Source organism: Edaphobacter sp. HDX4 (assembly GCF_036877565.1).
Classification (GTDB): Bacteria; Acidobacteriota; Terriglobia; order Terriglobales; family Acidobacteriaceae; genus Edaphobacter.
Genome location: NZ_JAEDXW010000039.1, coordinates 1 through 16,519, shown reverse-complemented (window position 1 = coordinate 16,519; position 16,519 = coordinate 1). Strand labels below are relative to the sequence as shown.

Genomic DNA, 16,519 nt, shown 5'->3' with positions numbered 1-16,519 from the left:
GAGAATCTATGTGGGGCATCATTCCAGCCGCTGGAGCGGGCAGCCGCATTCAACCGCTTGCCTTCTCGAAGGAGCTGCTTCCGGTAGGCAGCCGTGTCGAGAATGGGATTGAGCGTCCCCGCGCAGTCAGTGAGTACTTAGTCGAGCGCATGATCGCCGGAGGAGCCGACAAGCTCTGCTTTGTTATCTCACCTGCGAAGACCGATATCCTGCAGTACTATGGCTCGCGGCTGTGGGGGGCAGATATCGCCTATGTCGTCCAGTCTGCACCGGGCGGTCTTTGCGATGCTGTCTTTCGCGCTGCTCCGCTCATCCCGCCTGACGAGAATGTCATTATTGGCTTGCCGGATACTGTCTGGTCTCCCGCAGATGCTCTGACACAACTGCCAGATGACGTGCTTTCATTCCTGCTTTTCCCTGTGGATCAGCCAGAGCTGTTCGATGCTGTAACCACCGATGATTCGGATAGAGTCCTTGCCATTCAGGTTAAGCAGCACAATGCCTCCAGTCGATGGATCTGGGGCGCCATGAAGATGCCCGGCCACATCTTCCATGAATTGCATAATTTCTGGTGCCGCCCTGACCGCCGTGACGAATACTTCGGTACCCTCATCAACGCCTGGATCTCGGAGGGGGGACACGCTGTCGGTCGTCGCCTGGGCCGACAGTATGTCGACACCGGTACCCTCTATGGCTACCGCTCGGCTATTCACTTGCTCGAGCAGAACCTTGAAGCGCAACCCTCAACTTCATCTAACCCAAATGAGGAGACTCCATCAACCGATGAACTCGCTATCGCAGACCGCAGTTGAGGAACACACCCTCCAGCAGCAGATTGAAGCTCTTGGGCCCTGGTTTCACAACCTGCGCCTCGCCGGCATACAGACCGCACCGCACCACTTTCTCGGTGATTACCCTGAGATCAAGTTCGCCGGCTTTCGCGATGCTATCCCCTCCGACCTCACAGGAAAGACCGTCCTGGACATAGGCTGCAATGGAGGTTTCTATTCACTTGAGATGAAACGGCGCGGTGCCGCCCGCGTTGTTGGCATCGATACCGACGAGCGCTACCTCCGTCAGGCTCGATTTGCTGCGGAGGTGCAGGGAGCGGACATCGAATTTCGTCGCCTCCCCGTCTGGGACGTGGCTGCTCTCGGGGAGAAGTTCGATCTCGTCATCTTTATGGGTGTGCTCTATCACCTGCGCCACCCCCTTCTTGCCCTTGACCTGATCCATGAACACGTTGCTAAAGATCTCCTGCTCTTTCAGAGCATGCAGCGCGGCAGCCGTGACACTATCTCTATCGAGCCGGATTACGATTTCAACGCGCCCGCACCGTTCGACCAGCCTGGCTATCCCAAGATGCACTTCGTAGAGGATCGCTACTCTCATGATGAGACCAACTGGTGGATCCCGAATCGCGCATGCGTAGAGGCAATGCTTCGTTCCTCCGGCTTCGAAATCGAATCTCACCCGGAGGACGAGGTCTATCTCTGCCGCTCGAAGCCCGTGAAGACACCGCCCGATGGTCCCCATTGCGTCTATCCTGCACAGGCTCCAAGGAGTTTAGAGCTTCCTCCTGATGGTGCCGTTCGATGAACAATGATTCGAGTCTCCTTCACCGGGCAGAAGCCCTTCTCGAGCAACGCCTGCTCCCTGAGGCTCTCGAGTGCTTCCATCGTGCTGAAGCCGCGGGAGCGGACGCTGCTCGCTGTTGCGGCGGTCGCTGGATAGCCTCCGCCCTGCAAGGCGATCTCGATGCCGCCTGGCACGAAAGCGATGCTATACGTAGTCATGGAGGCCCCGATCCCCACCGCTTCTGGCAGGGCGAAGACATTTCGGGTAAGCGCGTTATCGTCCGATGCCTCCATGGTTTTGGCGATACGGTTCAATTCCTTCGTTATGCTCCACTCCTCCGATCGCGCTGCGAGAACATCGTCGTTGAATGCGCTCCTCAAGCCGTGGAATTGATTCGCTGCATCTCCGGAGTAGATGAGGTCATCTCCTGGGGCGCAGATGCTCCCCCGATTCCGCCGACCTGGGATGTTCAGATTGAGGTGATGGAGCTACCGTACCTATTCCGTTCCAGTCTCTCCGAGCTTCCCATTGCGACTAATTACCTTCGTCTTTCCTGGGCCGATCTCTTCCGCGCCCATAACGCACTCGGACCCTCATCTTTACCGCGCGTCGGTATTGTCTGGTCTTCAGGAGAGTGGAACCCGTCTCGCAACTTACCTTTCGAGTTTCTCCCTCGGCTCTTGTCGCGTAAAGACTGCCAGTTTTGGAATCTGCAGGGTGGTCGTTCCCGTACTCGTTGGCAGACTCTTGGTAGCAGCCCCCATCTGAAAGATAGCCCGCTGCTTTCTGATGCTGGTCTCGTTCCCCTCGCCTCGGTCGTCGCTCAACTGGATCTCGTCATCACGGTCGACACCTTAGCAGCTCATCTTGCCGGAGCCCTGAATGTTCCCTGTTGGCTTCTTCTTCAGCACGCGGCTGATTGGCGGTGGATGATCGACCGCGACGACTCTCCCTGGTACCCCTCACTGCGGCTGTTTCGCCAACCTGTAGCCGGTGACTGGCAAGGCGTTGTCGATCGCGTAAGTCAGGAGCTACAAACCTGGGTTGCTGAACGCCCATATGCGAGAGCTGTCGCATGAGCCTCCCTCGCGCGTGGGATGCATTCGACGCATACCTCTTTGACATCGATGGCACACTCATTAACTGCAGCGATGCCGTTCATTACTTCGCCTTTTGTGATGCTCTTACTTCAATCGCCAATCGACCGATGAACCTTGACGGAGTTGTTACCCACGGCAACACCGATGTTGGCATTCTGCGTGACGCGTTTACACACGCAGCTATCCCTGAAGATCTCTGGCGTCCGCAGCTTGTGCGGATCCAGGAACAGATGTGCAGTCAGGTGGAACAGAATCGAGACCAGCTCTGCGCGGCGGTTTTACCCAGAGTTCGTGAAGTTCTTCTGCACTTGCAGCGCAAAGGAGCCATCCTAAGCGTTGCCACTGGCAATCTCGAGCGCATTGGCAGGCAGAAGCTCACTGCCGCCGGTCTCCTTGACTTTTTCCATCTCGGGGCTTGGAGCGATAAGTTCGAGTATCGTGCTGACGTCTTCCGCCACGCAATCCAGCAGGTTCGCTGCCGATTGCCCCGAGATCCATCAATTCTGGTAATCGGCGACACCACTGCCGACGTTCTCGCAGCGCGTGCAAATCACCTGCCCGTGATCGCGGTGGCTACCGGAACTTATACCTTCGAGCAACTTGCGACCTCCCAGCCTTCGCTGTGCCTCCACTCCTTTGCCGAGCTGCTCTAGCTGACCCTCTCCACTACTCTCTCAAACTGTTCTGCACGATGCTCTGAAGTGTGTTCTGCGAGAATCCGTTCCCGTGCCCTTCTACCCATTCGCACCCGCTCTTCATCAGACATCTCCGTCAGGATTGCTGCTACTTCTTCTTCATCGCTCGGCAGTAGAATCTCCTCGCCCGGCGTCAGAAATTCATCGAGTCCCGTCCAGGAATCCGACAAGATCGCCGCGCCGCAAGCAGAAGCCTCAAACAAACGCACCGAGGGCGAGTAGCCCGATGCCACCATGTCGTTACGCGTTAAATTCAGTGTGAACCGGGAGGACGAGTAGAACGCTGGATGCTCGGGTGGCGGAACATGAATCATTCGCCCGATATTCGGTCCCCACACTATGTCCTGGGGGTACTGTGGTCCTGCAACGACAAATCTTCGCTCGGGGAGAATCGCCGCTGCGCCTGCCAATAACCGTGTAAGTTTTGGCTGACGGTCTGCCGCATAGGTTCCCAGATAACTTAGATCGCTGCGAAACGCCTCACGGCACGTCGTTGGTCTGTACAACTCCGGATCTACCGAACAGTAGAACGGGACGGCCCACGGCGAACCAAAACTATCTTCCAGTTCCTTAAGTGCTGGGCCGCCGGTAAAGCTGAGGTATGCGGAGTAGTGCGGGATCAAGCTCTCGTTCAGATACTCCGTTCTTCCCGACGCTCGCAGATGCGCCATTGTGATCGGGGTATCAATGTCATAGAACAGCAAAGGTCCATGTCCTGCTTCCAATAGCGCGGTGGTCAGAGCAATCGCATCCGGGAAGTACGAGCCAACGATGACTGCATCTGCACCGGCGCTCGCTTCAACAAGCGCCTTTGAACCCGCAGCCCAGGCATCATACAGCTGCACTGTGCAGAACTCAGGAGATGGCAGATCGCGGTTGCTTCGATACCACTCCACATCCTTCTCGATAAAATGCACGCTATGCCCGCGCTTGGCGAGTGCCTTCGCCAGCGAACGGTAGGTCGTCGCGTGTCCATTCCCCCAGGACGAGGTAATCGTCAGCCCATAGATCACAATCCTCATGCGCGTCCCACAACCTCACTTGTTACGATTTCGCGCTTCTCCATCGACTTCAGAAATGCCGCCTCAGCCTGCGCCGCACGCTGGGCGTATGTGTGGTCCTTAAGTGCGCGCGCGTGAAAGGCCTCGCCGATCCTCTGTCGCGCTGCATCATCGTACCGTCGCAACGCATCCACAACATCCTCCGCCCCGCGTATAACCAAAATCTCTTTGCCCGGCTCGAAGCAATCGTCAATACCGGGCCAGTCGTCGCACAACATACATGCACCGGCCCCCGCAACCTCGAAGACCCGAGTGGGAGGTGAAAATCCTGTGCTCGCCATGGAGGACCGATTGATGTTCATTACCATTCCCGCCGAGCAGTTTACGCGGTTGTGGTCCCCTGTAGGCACATGCCCGATCCAACGCAGGTTTTTTGGTAAAGGTTTGTCGCCCCAGCCTTCTCCTCCCAGCAGGAAATCTCTCTCAGGAGCCAGCATCGCTGCTCGAAGAAAAAGTTCCTCAACCCGCGCCTCGCGATCCGGCAATCGGTTTCCGAGGAAGGCGACATCACATCGCAGAGAATCGTCGGGCGGCACAGGATGGTGGGTATCCGGATCGAGCCCGTTGTAGATGTTGTAATAAGCTCGCGCGCCAAACTCCAGATATCCATCGCGGCTCGCCGGGCCACCCCCATAGCTCAGCACTGCATCGTATCGCGGCACCGCTTCCCGAAAGGGATCCTGCACATCAGCACGGAGGCGCGCAATCGTCGCCGGCGAATCCACGTCCCAGAAGAACGTCGGCCGCTCCTCGCTCATCTCTGCAACCAACCGCTCCAGCAACACGTCATCCACCCCAATGCCGCTATGCTTAACAACCACGTCCGCTTCCGAGGCGCGCTCAAGCATCTCCTCGATATCTACCGTAGGACGGTATACCAGCGATTTCACATAGGTATAGTCCCCGGCGTCACGGTGCTGCTGCCGACCATATGCGTCAGGCTCCGCAAAGGTGATCTCGTGACCTCGCTGTGCCAGATATTTGTAACAGCCACGGTAATAGGTCGCCGCTCCATTCCAATAGGACGACACTATGCTCGATCCAAAAGCAAAGATTTTCACCGCAGTACCTCCTCAATAATCTCCGTCAACTCTTCGGCTCTATGGCGGCAGGTATGGCGAGCCTGTACGGTCTCCATTCCTCTGTCTGCCTGGGCCTTCGCCTCTCCCGGTTGCTCCAGGAGTCGCTTTATCGCACGCTGCATCTCCTCGCCTGTTTCGACAAACAGCATGTCTCCTTCGCGAAACAAACCCTCTGCATCCTGCCATGGTGCCGAGATCAGTGGGACTCCGCAGGCCAACGCTTCGAATACCCGGATCGTCGGGATGCCCACCATCTCTCTCGCGTACTGCTGTCGCGGGACATGTGCCGTGAGCCGGGAACTGGCGTACACAGCGGGTGCATTCAGGTTCGCCAGATAGCCTCCATACCGAACGCCTGCGTTGCGCAATGCCTCTCGCGCCTCCTCTGGGTAACGGACCCCATAGATCATAAAACTCCGTTCCGGCATCGCGGCAGCCGGGTCAAGCAGGAACCTCCGTATCTCTTCTGACCTTTCGTCATCGCCCCAGTTCCCCACCCATACAACATCCTGTTGTTCAGAAACGTCGGCAAAAGGACGGAACACGGAGGTATCCGCTGCTTCGTGCAGCGTCCAGACCCGCGACATAGAGAACCGTTCTCGATAGATCTTCCTCAGAATCTCTCCGAACACCACAACTCCGTCGAAGCGATCCACGCCAAACAACCGAATCTGCTCTGGCGAGGAAGAGGCACGATGGTGGGTGTCGTGAAACAACATCTTGTATCCCAATGTCTCTCGAAGGTCCAGCAGCGTGTTCGCCAACGCGGGAGGATTCCATTCATGTACCAGCACCACGTCGAAATCCTTCAGCGCCTCCCGCCAGGTATCAGTGTCCGAAATGGAACCGGCTTCATACAGCTCAATTCGAAGATCTGGGTATGTCGCCGCAAATTGCTGGAGCGACTCCTCTCCGCATCTCTCCTGTAAGAGATTTTCGAGAGACCAGTCCATCCTCGGCTCAAAGACAACGGCGTCATGTCCCAGAGCCCGCATCTCTCGCATCAAGCCGCGCAAGAAATGAGCATTTCCATTGTTCCAGTCCGACCTAAGTGAGTGAGCGAAATATGCTATGCGCAGCTTACGCGACACCAGCAGCCTCCCTTGTTCGCGTAGTCACCATGGTGAATAGCTCCAGGTAGTGCTTGGTCATTCGTTCGCGAGAATACCTGCGGGCCCGCTTGTACGCCCTTTCCTGCATATCAGCACGCATTGCAGCGTCCACATACAATCGCGTCAGAATCTGTGAGAGTTCTTCCGCATTCCCAAAGTACAAGGCATCCTCTCCCCAGACTTCGCGGAGAGAATCAATCCTCCGCGCCACCACCGCACATCCGCACAGCGCCGCCTCCAGCGGAGCTAGACCGAACGGCTCATAACGCGACGTGCACACATACGCTGTGCTCTCTTCGAATAGCCGCACAATCTCCTCTTCGTTCAGTTGGCCAAGCAAAGAGACACCTGTCATCATTCCGCTCCGAACGCCGTCGTATTCTGTATCACCCGCTAGCACAAGGGGCATCGGCGATCTCACCTGCTCCAGCAGGGCTACATCTTTGGCTTCATCCCACAGGCGCCCTGTAGTGACCGCCTGCAAGCGTCGCACCCGTTTTCCGGGAGCCGGTAAGGTCCGTCCATTGGGGATAACTCTCTTCTCCGACGGTAGCGAAAAGCCCTCGCCGAGCGCCTGCAGCATCCAAACCGTGGGAGCAGTTAGCGCGTCAGCTCTATCCAGACCACGCTGTACCAGCTTGCGATAGCGCCGCAGCCATTCCGAATCTTCCATATCGCCGGAGCGGCACGCTCGACCCCAGCTCAGCACGTCACTATGAGCCGTGACAACCGTTGGGATTCCGATCTGCACGGCTCCAAAGCAGAACTGATTGGTATGCAACAGTTCCGCACCAAACTCTCGAATTGTCTTTTCGAGCAGAGGCGCACCTTCATCGAAGCTGCGCCAGTTCTCCTGCATCCACTCGAGTGGTATATCCGTACTGATAAATCGGAACTGCTCACTCCATTGATGGGTCAACGCCTGGCACTCGGATAACTGCGAGGCGGAAGGTTGTCTTCCGAAGCTCACCATCGCAACAGCGCAACCCGCATCCAGCAAGCCACGAGTCAGTTCCTGAGAAAACCGCCAAACGCCGCCCACAGTATCGGTAGTGATCAGCAGGCGCATTCCAGCTCCGCCAGCGACCGGGGATGCTGCGTCTGTATATCACTGAATCCACGATCCGCGAACAGTTGCAGATAGAAAGCATGCGCTCTCTCCCATGCTTGATCATCCGGCTGTGCCTGAAAGGTCTGTACATACTGCGGACTGCCGGGGAAAGGAAACATGGGTACAGGCTCGCTCACCCAGACTCCTTGAGACTTTAGATAAGTTTGGAAGCGCTCGACCTCAGCCGGGTCATCCTTCGTCGTCTCAATCAGATTTGCCTGGACCCACGGAATATGCCGGCGCGCGTATACGAGCAGCGACTGAATCCGATCGGTCGTGAACTTGCAGTTTTTATTAAGCTCTTCTCGGCCTTCTTCCGTAATAGACTCGATTCCGCACTCGAAAGAAACACAGTGCGCACGCCCTAAGAGCTCGAGCGTGTCCTCGTTCCAGAGATCGATCCGTGTCTGGAATCCAATTGAGAGCGGCCGCTTTGCAATCTCCTCCAGAAGTACCCGAACCTGTTTACCAACGCCGAATATCTCATCGATGAAGTACACATAATCCACCCCACGCGCGATGAGTTGATCAATCTCCTTCAGCACCTCGTTGACATCTCGCTCCCGGAACTTGTTTCGGAACAGTGTTTTATTGCAGAAAGTGCATGAGTACGGGCATCCGCGAGCAAATTCCACCTCTGCACCCAGCTTTAGATGATCGGCCCCATTGCCGGGGAAGATGTGATGAAGATGCCGGTGCCGTTCCACGGGATAATCGGAGTAGTCAAGCATCGTTACTGCTTTCATCTCCGTAACGCCCAGGCCCTCGCTCATACGGAAACGACCCTGCTCATCCCTCCAACAGCAGCCCGCTATCATCTCCCATGGTGTCGTGGCTAGCTGCGGCAAAGTCTGATCCGGCTCCCCTCGCAGCACGACATCCACTCCTGTCTTCTCCATGGTCGCGTGAGGAGTAACAGACCCATGCGGTCCTATAGCTACAACTTTCGAATGTCTCTGCAGGGCGTTGGTCCACTCCCTGGGAACACGCAGCTCCGGCTGAGGGCACCGCCAGAAGAGGTACGACGGAGCCGTCGGAATGACCAGGAAATCTTCTTCAAATACATCCAATCGGCGCCGCACTTCGTCCGGTCCAAGGGAATCCATATTGGCGTCGATCAGAAGTACATCTTGACCTGCCGCTCTCAACATCTCTCTTGCTGACAGCAACTCCAGCGGAGCATGTGGCTCAGGACAGCCAAAGTACGTCGATCCCTCAAAGCTCCACTGCGGATTCAGCAGTGCATACCTCATGCCACCTCCTCTTCTATCAGGTTTCCAGCACTTCTATGTTCTTCGGAATGTAAGGCATCAACACGGTTCTCTTTCCAAAAGCGATGGATCGCATCCAGGGTCTCATCCAGGCTTCGTCTGGGTCGCCAACCGGTATCGCTCTCCAACTTCGTCGTGTCAGCTATATACAACGGCTGATCTCCGGGACGTACCTCGCTGTACTCAAGTCGAAGAGGACGTTTCGTCTTCTTCTCAATCGCTCGCAGCATCTCAATCACCGATACGGAACGTTCCATACCACCGCCCAGGTTGTAGACCTGTCCGCGCGTGTGCTTCAATCCTTGTCCGGCAGCGATCATGGCATCAATCAGATCTTGCACATGCAGAACATCACGCACCTGGTACCCATCGCCGTAAATCGTGATCGGCCGACCAGCCAGAACCGAATAAAGGAAATGAGCGACCCAACCCTGATCCTCATTGCCGAACTGCCTTGGTCCGGCGATGCATGACATCCGGAATACCACGGTGGGGAGGTCGTAGATCCTCGAGTAATCCCTCACATACTGATCGGCCGCCCCTTTCGAGCAGCCATACGGCGAGTGAAAGTCCAGGGGCTCGCTCTCCGTCACCCCGCGGAAATCCTTATCAGTAGCGGAGTAGTGTGTTCCATTCACCTCCACTGCCAGCCTCTCCAGAGAGCCATACACCTTATTCGTTGAAGTAAACAAGACGAACGGCTTCTCCTCACTCGCCCGGGCCGCTTCCAGGACGTTCAAGGTTCCGCGCACATTGACTTCGAAGTCAGTCTCTGGATCCTCTACTGAAGTTGTGACTGCAACCTGGGCGGCGAGATGATAAATCTGTGCGACCCCACGAGCCGCCTGCCGCACAGTGCGCACATCGCGAACGTCACCCTTGATGATCTCGAGTTGCTTACCAGCAGCTAAGCTTCGCAGCCACGCAACATTGCGCTCTACTCCACGACGAGAGAAATTATCTAAAATGCGCACCCGGAGCCCAGGAGTACTCAAAAGGCGCTGCGCCAGATTCGATCCGATAAATCCAGCACCGCCCGTGATAAGAACCGCTCTTTCCCCGTTTCTCTCCATCAGCTTTTCCTTCCTGGCGCATTGGTTCTGTTCAGGTCTCACAATCCGATCAAATCGCACATCGGTCTATGCAGTCAGGCCATATGTGCTCAATTCCTTTAACATCGTGTCTGCTTTGTCCTCGGCCTTCTGCCCGCGCAGCCATTCCGCGAGCTCAAGAAATCCCTCCTCATGCGTCACCTGCGGTTCATAACCCAGCAACATCTTGGCTTTGGTGATGTCTGCATAGCAATGACGAATGTCTCCTGCGCGGTACTTATTCGTAATCACCGGCAGGACATCCTTGCCCAGCGATCGTGCCAGAATCTCCGCCACCGTTCGGATGGTGATCGGTTTTCCGCAGCCGACATTAATGACATGTCCATTCGATTCCGGCCGTTCCATTGCCAGGAGGTTCGCACGGACGATGTCGTTCACGTGCACGAAATCTCTCATCTGCTCACCGTCTTCGAAGATCAACGGCGGTTTCCCGTTCAACATCCGAGATGCAAATACAGCGGCAACTCCTGTATATGGGTTTGACAGCGCCTGTCGCGTGCCATAGATGTTGAAAAAACGTAGTGCCGTCACGGGAAGGCCATACGTCCTGCCATAGATAAGGCACAGCTCCTCTTGATCGCGTTTCGACAGCGCATACATCGAGTTGATCTCTGAAGGTTTCGTCTCGTCCGTCGGAACGGGCTTCAGCACACCGCCACATTCGTCGCAGTGCATCTCCCATCGGGTCGACTTCAACTGCTCGACCGATCGGACCGCAGGGGAAGCGCTCTTCCCGCATTCGCTGCAGATGTATCGTCCCTCGCCATAGATAGACATCGACGATGCGACCACAATCTTCTCGGGTGGGTTCTTCGAATCCAGAATCGCCTGCAGCAGCTCCGCCGTACCCTGTGTGTTCACGCTCATGTACCGGCTGATCTCGTACATCGATTGCCCCACACCAACGGTCGCGGCGAAGTGGAAGACCACATCCGTTCCGGCAAGCACCTCTCGCAGGCGGTTCGGGTCGCGCACATCGCCAACAGCAAGTTCGACATCCTTCGACAGATAATCCGGACGTCCGGACGGGTGCACCTGAGGAGTCAGTTCATCCAGAATTCGCACATGATGTCCTGCACGCAAGAGCCCATCAGCTAAATGTGAGCCGACGAAACCGGCGCCACCTGTAATAAGTACTTTCTTGCTCATAGCGTAGCCACTCCCTCTTGTTGGTCTCTTTGCGAAACTGCAGGCGTTCGCAATGCGTAACGCTCAACTGCCCATCTGGCAAAATCGGCAAACTGCTGGTTGTCCCTGGGAGGACTTGTGTGGTGCTCCTCGAGTCCTAGATGTGCTGGCGTAAAACACAATGTCAGAGAGACATCGAACGGCTCCAGCGCCTCCATCATTCTGTCGAACCAGGCCACTGCATTCGGGCGAAACGAATCTGCCCAGCTAAGCCCCGTGCGCAGATATTGAACTCCGTGCTCCTTCATCCAGCGGACTGCATCATCCAATCTTGGATCTTCGAAGTGAAACCACTGGCAGAATCCCACCGAGCCGTCTGACGGAAAATGCTGCATCGCCAACTTCGGCGTTCCGTCGTTCTTAATCAGCCCCAGATAATAGTGCCGATAATAGGAAGAGCCCTCGGCCTCTTTGTGTCGTGTCTCGGCAGGCCATGTTGGAGGAAGATCGAACAGGCTGTACCAGTGAATCCTGTCAACTCTGTCGCGGAGAAGATGAAGGGTTCTCTCCACCCCGAAGGCCTGGACCTCCTCAGCTCCGAAAGAGGATGCTCCTACCTCTAATACCCATACGGGTTTGTCAGCTACCCGACGCGCTTCCGCAATCCGGTCCGGCCATTCATCGATCTGCCAGTGGTTCCAGTCCAAAGGGAAGCCATGTACACCCACCACATCTACATGTTCCATCACGCCGTGATTTGCCATCGTACGCAGGAAGTCGCAGTCGCACGACGAGACACCACCCAAAACTATCGGCAGGTCCGCATTCGCACTCCGTATCGCGTGGGAAGCCATCTTCACCATCTCTGCATACCGACGCCATTCCGGATCCAGATGGAAGTTCCAGTGAGACAAGTTATTTGGCTCGTTCCAAAGCACGACGGCTTCGACCACGTAGTTCCCCCTTGGAGTGTGTTTTGCGGGTAAGCACCAAGACCGATCAGGAACTCTGCCCCATACGGACCGCTGACACTGGAAGTCGCGGCCCTAGCTACTCAGAAGGTACAAAGATGTATTAAGTTGCCTCGGATGAGCTATGTCCACAAGGTCGGCCACCCGACCCAGCGCGACGATCACTCCGGCAGCTCGGAAGTATTATGCTTCGCTACTTGAACCATCTATCTGAAGAAATGAGAGTTGCATCCGTTGACGTCTACTCACGTCTCCTTCTCTGGAATGATTTCGGTTCGATAGATCAAATTAGGAATATCGCTCAGGAGCTATGCATTCAGTTAAGTGGCATCGAGTCATCGATCTCTAGAGTGATGACTTGAGCTCTGGATGCAACTTGCATTCGGTTACCGACTCTTTTCCGCGCTCGGCAACAGACATCGACTACGTAGCCTTGACATTTTCCGGCACGGCGACCTCATTGAATCGCATCGCGAGTTCTTGCAGGGATGCTGCAACATCTGCACCTGCCAGCGGCTTGCCATGTCCCGGAGCGACTGTGGTAGGCGCCAACTGAGCGAGCTTCAGGACGGACAATCTTGCCGCATCCCAGTCGGATGTGAAATAAGCTGGCGGTCCATGCAGTTCAGGATGCTGAAGGAGATTGGCCTCGAAGAAGCTCTCGGGCTTTGTGGTGCAGAATGCATCTCCGACCAGCAGCGTTCGGTCCTCATTGCGAAAGAAGCTGATATGACCTGGTGTGTGCCCCGGGGTATGCAGCAGTGTCCATCCCGGCAGCTCTTCCAAATCCAATCGGGAGCCATCGCTTGGAAGCGCGCGTAGTCGACTGCCCAGATCGATCGGTCCCCGGGGCAGAGTTGGAGAAACTAATGGCATCAGGCCGCCGCCCGCCGCCCAGTTCGGCGGAGGGTATTCCTTCTGTCCCGTGAGGTACGGAAACTCCAGAGGATGGGCATAGATCGGCACGTCCCAATAGTCGGCTAGGTCCTTTGCTGCACTCACATGATCGAAGTGCCCATGCGTCAATACAATCGCATTTGGTGCGCGTCCAAAAGCATCCTCTGCCCAGCTTTGTATGCGCGATGCCGAAAAGGGTATAGCCGCATCAATCAATGTCCATGAACCATCGCCATGGGTCACCCCAAATACGTTGACGAATGTAATCTTCAGCCCACGCAGCCCTCGCGCGATCGCCTCCATCGGGACTACCTGATCATCGGCAATATCGATTTTGTCCATATCCTGCTCCTGACCACGTTAGATGCCATCTTCTGTAGATCTCGACCAGCACATAGCGCGTACGGTCTCGCTCAGCAGAGCCGCCGTGCAATGAAAGAGTTGGGGCCTCGACGCCACCGCGAGCTGCAGGCGTCGCATGACGGAGGAACTTTAAGATCTTCATTTTGTCGCGGAAGCCAGAGGCTACCCAAGAGACGGCGTCCAACGATTTTGGCTCGGCATGGAGAGGTTCTCGTCGGTACGCTTGGCGAGAACCAATACTGCCTTTATTGCTCGGAGGGTGGGGTGGTCAGCCTTAGAGGCAACATCTCGGGGGCACCGGATTCAGCAGAAGAATACCCGCTCGGTTCGCGGTTCTGTTTATCGATCTGCGCATTCATGGCAGCCCAGTTGAGAAGCTCGGTAGGGTGAACAGGTTTGGCTAGAATTTCAAATGTGTGGCCCTCCCTAAGGGCCATTTCCAGCAACTCCGCGGTCTCTGTCTGCCCGGAAAAAAGCATGAGACGGCAATTCGGATACTCCGCTTTCAGGAGTATCGCGAAATCGATCCCATTCATGTGGGGAAGATGAACGTCTATGATGGCCAAATTCGGAGACCAGGTGGGTAGCATCGCGCATGCCTGCTCGGCTGTATAGGCAGCGCAAACTTCATAACCCGCATTCATGAAGATCTTTGCCAAAGTGTCTGCGATGGTTCTTTCGTCGTCTACGATCAGTACTCGTCTACTCTTCAATTCGGGGCCCACGTCTCTCCTCCTAAAGAGAACCGCATCTAATCCGAACAGGCACATGTGAAGAGAGGTGTCTTCGATGCCCCGTTCATTTGCATATACGTTCCATGCATGCAGCATTAAGACGTTGTTATCATACCCGGTGTTGCTTCTAAGTTATTGATTTCATGGGTGCAATTGCACTAGTGAAACACTCTTGAAGGTGGACCGGATGTCAAACCAGAGCTCAGCAGATTCGGATTGGACAGACCACATTCGGCGTCTGATGACCAGCCTCAAACTGTCGCAGGCCGACCTTGCCACGCGGCTGGGGGTCTCCCGGCCGACAGTGACCCGCTGGATGAAGGGTAGCCACGAACCCACGAGTGCTTCCTATCTTGCTATGGGAAATCTCCTCGGCCTGCCCGACGCGGCGTACTTCTGGGAGCGCGCTGGAGTCGATCCCTCTAACTTCCCCGCTACGAAGCTGCAAGGTAGCATTTCGTCGTTGCGCGTTGACCTCAGGGACTTTACGCTTATCTCTGGCAAAAAGCTCACGCGAGGGATCGTGGACAGCAAATCGAATGCGGTTATCCTTCCGCTATTGAACATCACGGCGTACGGCGATCGCATTCCGCCCGGCCCGCATGTCACGCTCGCTCAGGCTGAGGTACTGGACGTTCTGATGGCCCCGCTGAGCTGGTGTCCCCATCCGGAAAATATGCTCTGCATGCATCTCTGCGGCGACTCAATGGCTCCTCTTATCCCACCGGAATCCATTCTCGCCGTAGACACAGGCATCACTGATCGTGCTCAGTTGGACAAGAAGCTCGCGGTCTTTTCGCACCGCGAGCATGGATTCAAGGTTGCGCGTTTGCAGCGGCTCGCAAGCTCCGACATCCTGGTCTCCGCCAATCACACCGATCTGCCCGTCGATGTGACGGATCAAGCCAAATGGAAGGCCGTGGGCGCCGTAGCCTGGTGGGTGTCCAAGGATGCTCTTCCGCAGAATGTCGACAAGAACTAGCCCGCTCAAGCTGATACGGATCAGTTGCGTTTCCACACTGCGGGTTTTTCGCACCGCGAGCATGGATTCCAGGTTGCGCGTCGGTAAGACCAGCGATGTACTGCTCCGGCGTAAGAGATGTCGTCTGGTTAAGGTAGATGGTAGCCATGTTCCTCCTTGTGCCCATTACATGATGAACGCATACTTTCAAGCGGCTGCATTATTGGGCGGAGTCGTGCTGGCACATGCTGTAAAAGATCAGGCGCTCTCGGATGAGATTCTAGAAAGCGTTCGGCAAAAGCTCAATTGACGATAGTGTTCCGTACGGATTGACGGATGAGAAGCACTCTCGGCAAATATTGCTTGTAAAAGAAAGTAAGCAGGTATCAACATGACGGTACGGGATTCAGAACGGCATTTTCAGTGGCCCCTGCAAAAAGCAATCCTACAGGGTTATTCGGTTCGCCTTGTCCCCGTCGATTACTCCCATCTCGACCAGCTCTCTGTCTGGTCAGCAGAGGAGGATATCTGGCGCTATATGACCTTCGCCCACCTCGCATCAAAGAACGACCTGCAGGAGTGGATAGGCACAGCGATGGATGCCAACAAACGCGGCATTGAGATGAACTTCGCAATCATCGATGAAGCTAGCCAATCTGCAGTCGGCACAACCAGCTTCTACCGGGTCGTATCAGAACATAAAGGCTTGAACTGGGAAAGACCTGGGTCGGAGCACCTTATCGGCGGACACGTATCAATACTGCGGCGAAGTATTTGATGCTCAGCCACGCTTTCGAAACGATCTCAGCGAACAGAGTTGAGTTGAACACTGATGCGAGAAATGTCCGATCGCAACGAGCGATCGAGCGACTCGGCGCTGTACGCGACGGAGTCTTACGCTGTCACACAATCATGCGTGATGGTTTTGTGCGTGACACTGTGAATTATTCCTTTACGATGAGGGACTGGCCAGCCACGAAGGTCCTCCTTCCGAAGCTGCTGGAAGAACGTATTTCTTACGTTTAACTCGAAAACACTCCCGGGTGGTTGACGGTGAGGTCGATGAGAGCATGGCCCTGTTATCAACAGTTGAGATTCGAATCCGAGATTCGCAGGACGCCAGCGGAATCCGCCAATTCTGAACATACTAGTCGGAGAAGTCCGGGAAGACCTTCTCCTGTCCCGCCTCACCATCGGCCAGGTGTACTGCTTCTTGGAAGTCCTTAGCTGAATACCGCACAATAGCTGGCGGCGTGAGTGCGCCAATCGACAACATGGTGAGAAGATTAACCATCGCTGTCCGCACTTTCGCGAGCGGTTGGGAAGGCACCCAGCGCGCGAGC

17 protein-coding genes and 1 pseudogene are annotated in these 16,519 nt (G+C 55.7%); 7 read left to right on the top strand and 11 right to left on the bottom strand.

All coding sequences use genetic code 11. The features are described from left to right. Positions 1-8 precede the first annotated feature (8 nt). The 4 genes from JAO29_RS22560 to JAO29_RS22545 are packed head-to-tail and all read left to right on the top strand — an operon-like array spanning position 9 to position 3,331. On the top strand, positions 9-812 hold the full coding sequence (locus JAO29_RS22560) for a sugar phosphate nucleotidyltransferase (RefSeq protein ID WP_334270539.1): 804 nt from the start codon (positions 9-11) through the stop codon (positions 810-812). Continuing rightward, entirely contained in the window at positions 784-1,599 is an 816-nt protein-coding gene (locus JAO29_RS22555) for a TIGR04290 family methyltransferase (protein WP_334270538.1), read from the top strand. The genes JAO29_RS22560 and JAO29_RS22555 overlap by 29 nt, the downstream gene beginning before the upstream one ends. Then, the gene (locus JAO29_RS22550; protein ID WP_334270537.1) at positions 1,596-2,657 is read left to right on the top strand and encodes a glycosyltransferase family 9 protein; all 1,062 of its coding nucleotides are present in this window, start codon (positions 1,596-1,598) and stop codon (positions 2,655-2,657) included. Before JAO29_RS22555 ends, JAO29_RS22550 begins: the two co-directional genes overlap by 4 nt. Then, entirely contained in the window at positions 2,654-3,331 is a 678-nt protein-coding gene (locus JAO29_RS22545; RefSeq protein ID WP_334270536.1) for an HAD family hydrolase, read from the top strand. The genes JAO29_RS22550 and JAO29_RS22545 overlap by 4 nt, the downstream gene beginning before the upstream one ends. On the opposite strand, the gene JAO29_RS22540 is transcribed toward JAO29_RS22545, so the two are convergent. The 10 genes from JAO29_RS22540 to JAO29_RS22495 form a co-directional block, all read right to left on the bottom strand. Beyond that, complete coding sequence (locus tag JAO29_RS22540; RefSeq protein WP_334270535.1) at positions 3,328-4,395, bottom strand: CgeB family protein; 1,068 nt, start codon at positions 4,393-4,395, stop codon at positions 3,328-3,330. The genes JAO29_RS22545 and JAO29_RS22540 overlap by 4 nt on opposite strands. Continuing rightward, positions 4,392-5,495 (bottom strand): CgeB family protein, encoded by a 1,104-nt coding sequence (locus tag JAO29_RS22535; RefSeq protein WP_334270534.1) that lies wholly within the window; start codon positions 5,493-5,495, stop codon positions 4,392-4,394. The genes JAO29_RS22540 and JAO29_RS22535 overlap by 4 nt, the downstream gene beginning before the upstream one ends. Continuing rightward, complete coding sequence (locus JAO29_RS22530; RefSeq protein WP_334270533.1) at positions 5,492-6,511, bottom strand: CgeB family protein; 1,020 nt, start codon at positions 6,509-6,511, stop codon at positions 5,492-5,494. The genes JAO29_RS22535 and JAO29_RS22530 overlap by 4 nt, the downstream gene beginning before the upstream one ends. A gap of 85 nt (positions 6,512-6,596) precedes the next feature. Further along, positions 6,597-7,697: a glycosyltransferase family 4 protein gene (locus JAO29_RS22525; RefSeq protein WP_334270532.1), complete on the bottom strand. Its 1,101-nt coding sequence runs from the start codon at positions 7,695-7,697 to the stop codon at positions 6,597-6,599. Next, the gene (locus JAO29_RS22520) at positions 7,685-8,992 is read right to left on the bottom strand and encodes a TIGR04295 family B12-binding domain-containing radical SAM protein (RefSeq protein WP_334270531.1); all 1,308 of its coding nucleotides are present in this window, start codon (positions 8,990-8,992) and stop codon (positions 7,685-7,687) included. The genes JAO29_RS22525 and JAO29_RS22520 overlap by 13 nt, the downstream gene beginning before the upstream one ends. Beyond that, entirely contained in the window at positions 8,989-10,083 is a 1,095-nt protein-coding gene (locus JAO29_RS22515; RefSeq protein WP_334270529.1) for a GDP-mannose 4,6-dehydratase, read from the bottom strand. The genes JAO29_RS22520 and JAO29_RS22515 overlap by 4 nt, the downstream gene beginning before the upstream one ends. A 66-nt stretch (positions 10,084-10,149) precedes the next feature. Beyond that, positions 10,150-11,271: an NAD-dependent epimerase/dehydratase family protein gene (locus JAO29_RS22510; RefSeq protein WP_334270528.1), complete on the bottom strand. Its 1,122-nt coding sequence runs from the start codon at positions 11,269-11,271 to the stop codon at positions 10,150-10,152. Next, positions 11,268-12,104: a beta-xylosidase gene (locus JAO29_RS22505; protein ID WP_442886472.1), complete on the bottom strand. Its 837-nt coding sequence runs from the start codon at positions 12,102-12,104 to the stop codon at positions 11,268-11,270. The genes JAO29_RS22510 and JAO29_RS22505 overlap by 4 nt, the downstream gene beginning before the upstream one ends. 540 nt (positions 12,105-12,644) lie before the next feature. Continuing rightward, entirely contained in the window at positions 12,645-13,460 is an 816-nt protein-coding gene (locus JAO29_RS22500) for an MBL fold metallo-hydrolase (RefSeq protein ID WP_334270527.1), read from the bottom strand. Between the two features lie 266 nt (positions 13,461-13,726). Continuing rightward, on the bottom strand, positions 13,727-14,206 hold the full coding sequence (locus tag JAO29_RS22495) for a response regulator (RefSeq protein ID WP_334270526.1): 480 nt from the start codon (positions 14,204-14,206) through the stop codon (positions 13,727-13,729). A gap of 196 nt (positions 14,207-14,402) precedes the next feature. On the opposite strand from JAO29_RS22495, the gene JAO29_RS22490 reads away from it, so the two are divergent. From JAO29_RS22490 to JAO29_RS23705, 3 genes are all read left to right on the top strand, one after another. Then, complete coding sequence (locus JAO29_RS22490; protein WP_334270525.1) at positions 14,403-15,197, top strand: XRE family transcriptional regulator; 795 nt, start codon at positions 14,403-14,405, stop codon at positions 15,195-15,197. A gap of 370 nt (positions 15,198-15,567) precedes the next feature. After that, positions 15,568-15,954 (top strand): GNAT family N-acetyltransferase, encoded by a 387-nt coding sequence (locus tag JAO29_RS22485; RefSeq protein ID WP_334270524.1) that lies wholly within the window; start codon positions 15,568-15,570, stop codon positions 15,952-15,954. Further along, positions 15,888-16,202: a GNAT family N-acetyltransferase gene (locus tag JAO29_RS23705; protein ID WP_442886473.1), complete on the top strand. Its 315-nt coding sequence runs from the start codon at positions 15,888-15,890 to the stop codon at positions 16,200-16,202. Before JAO29_RS22485 ends, JAO29_RS23705 begins: the two co-directional genes overlap by 67 nt. Positions 16,203-16,323: 121 nt before the next feature. On the opposite strand, the pseudogene JAO29_RS22480 reads toward JAO29_RS23705, so the two are convergent. Next, positions 16,324-16,519: pseudogene (locus tag JAO29_RS22480) on the bottom strand (zinc-dependent alcohol dehydrogenase family protein); the annotation flags it as partial.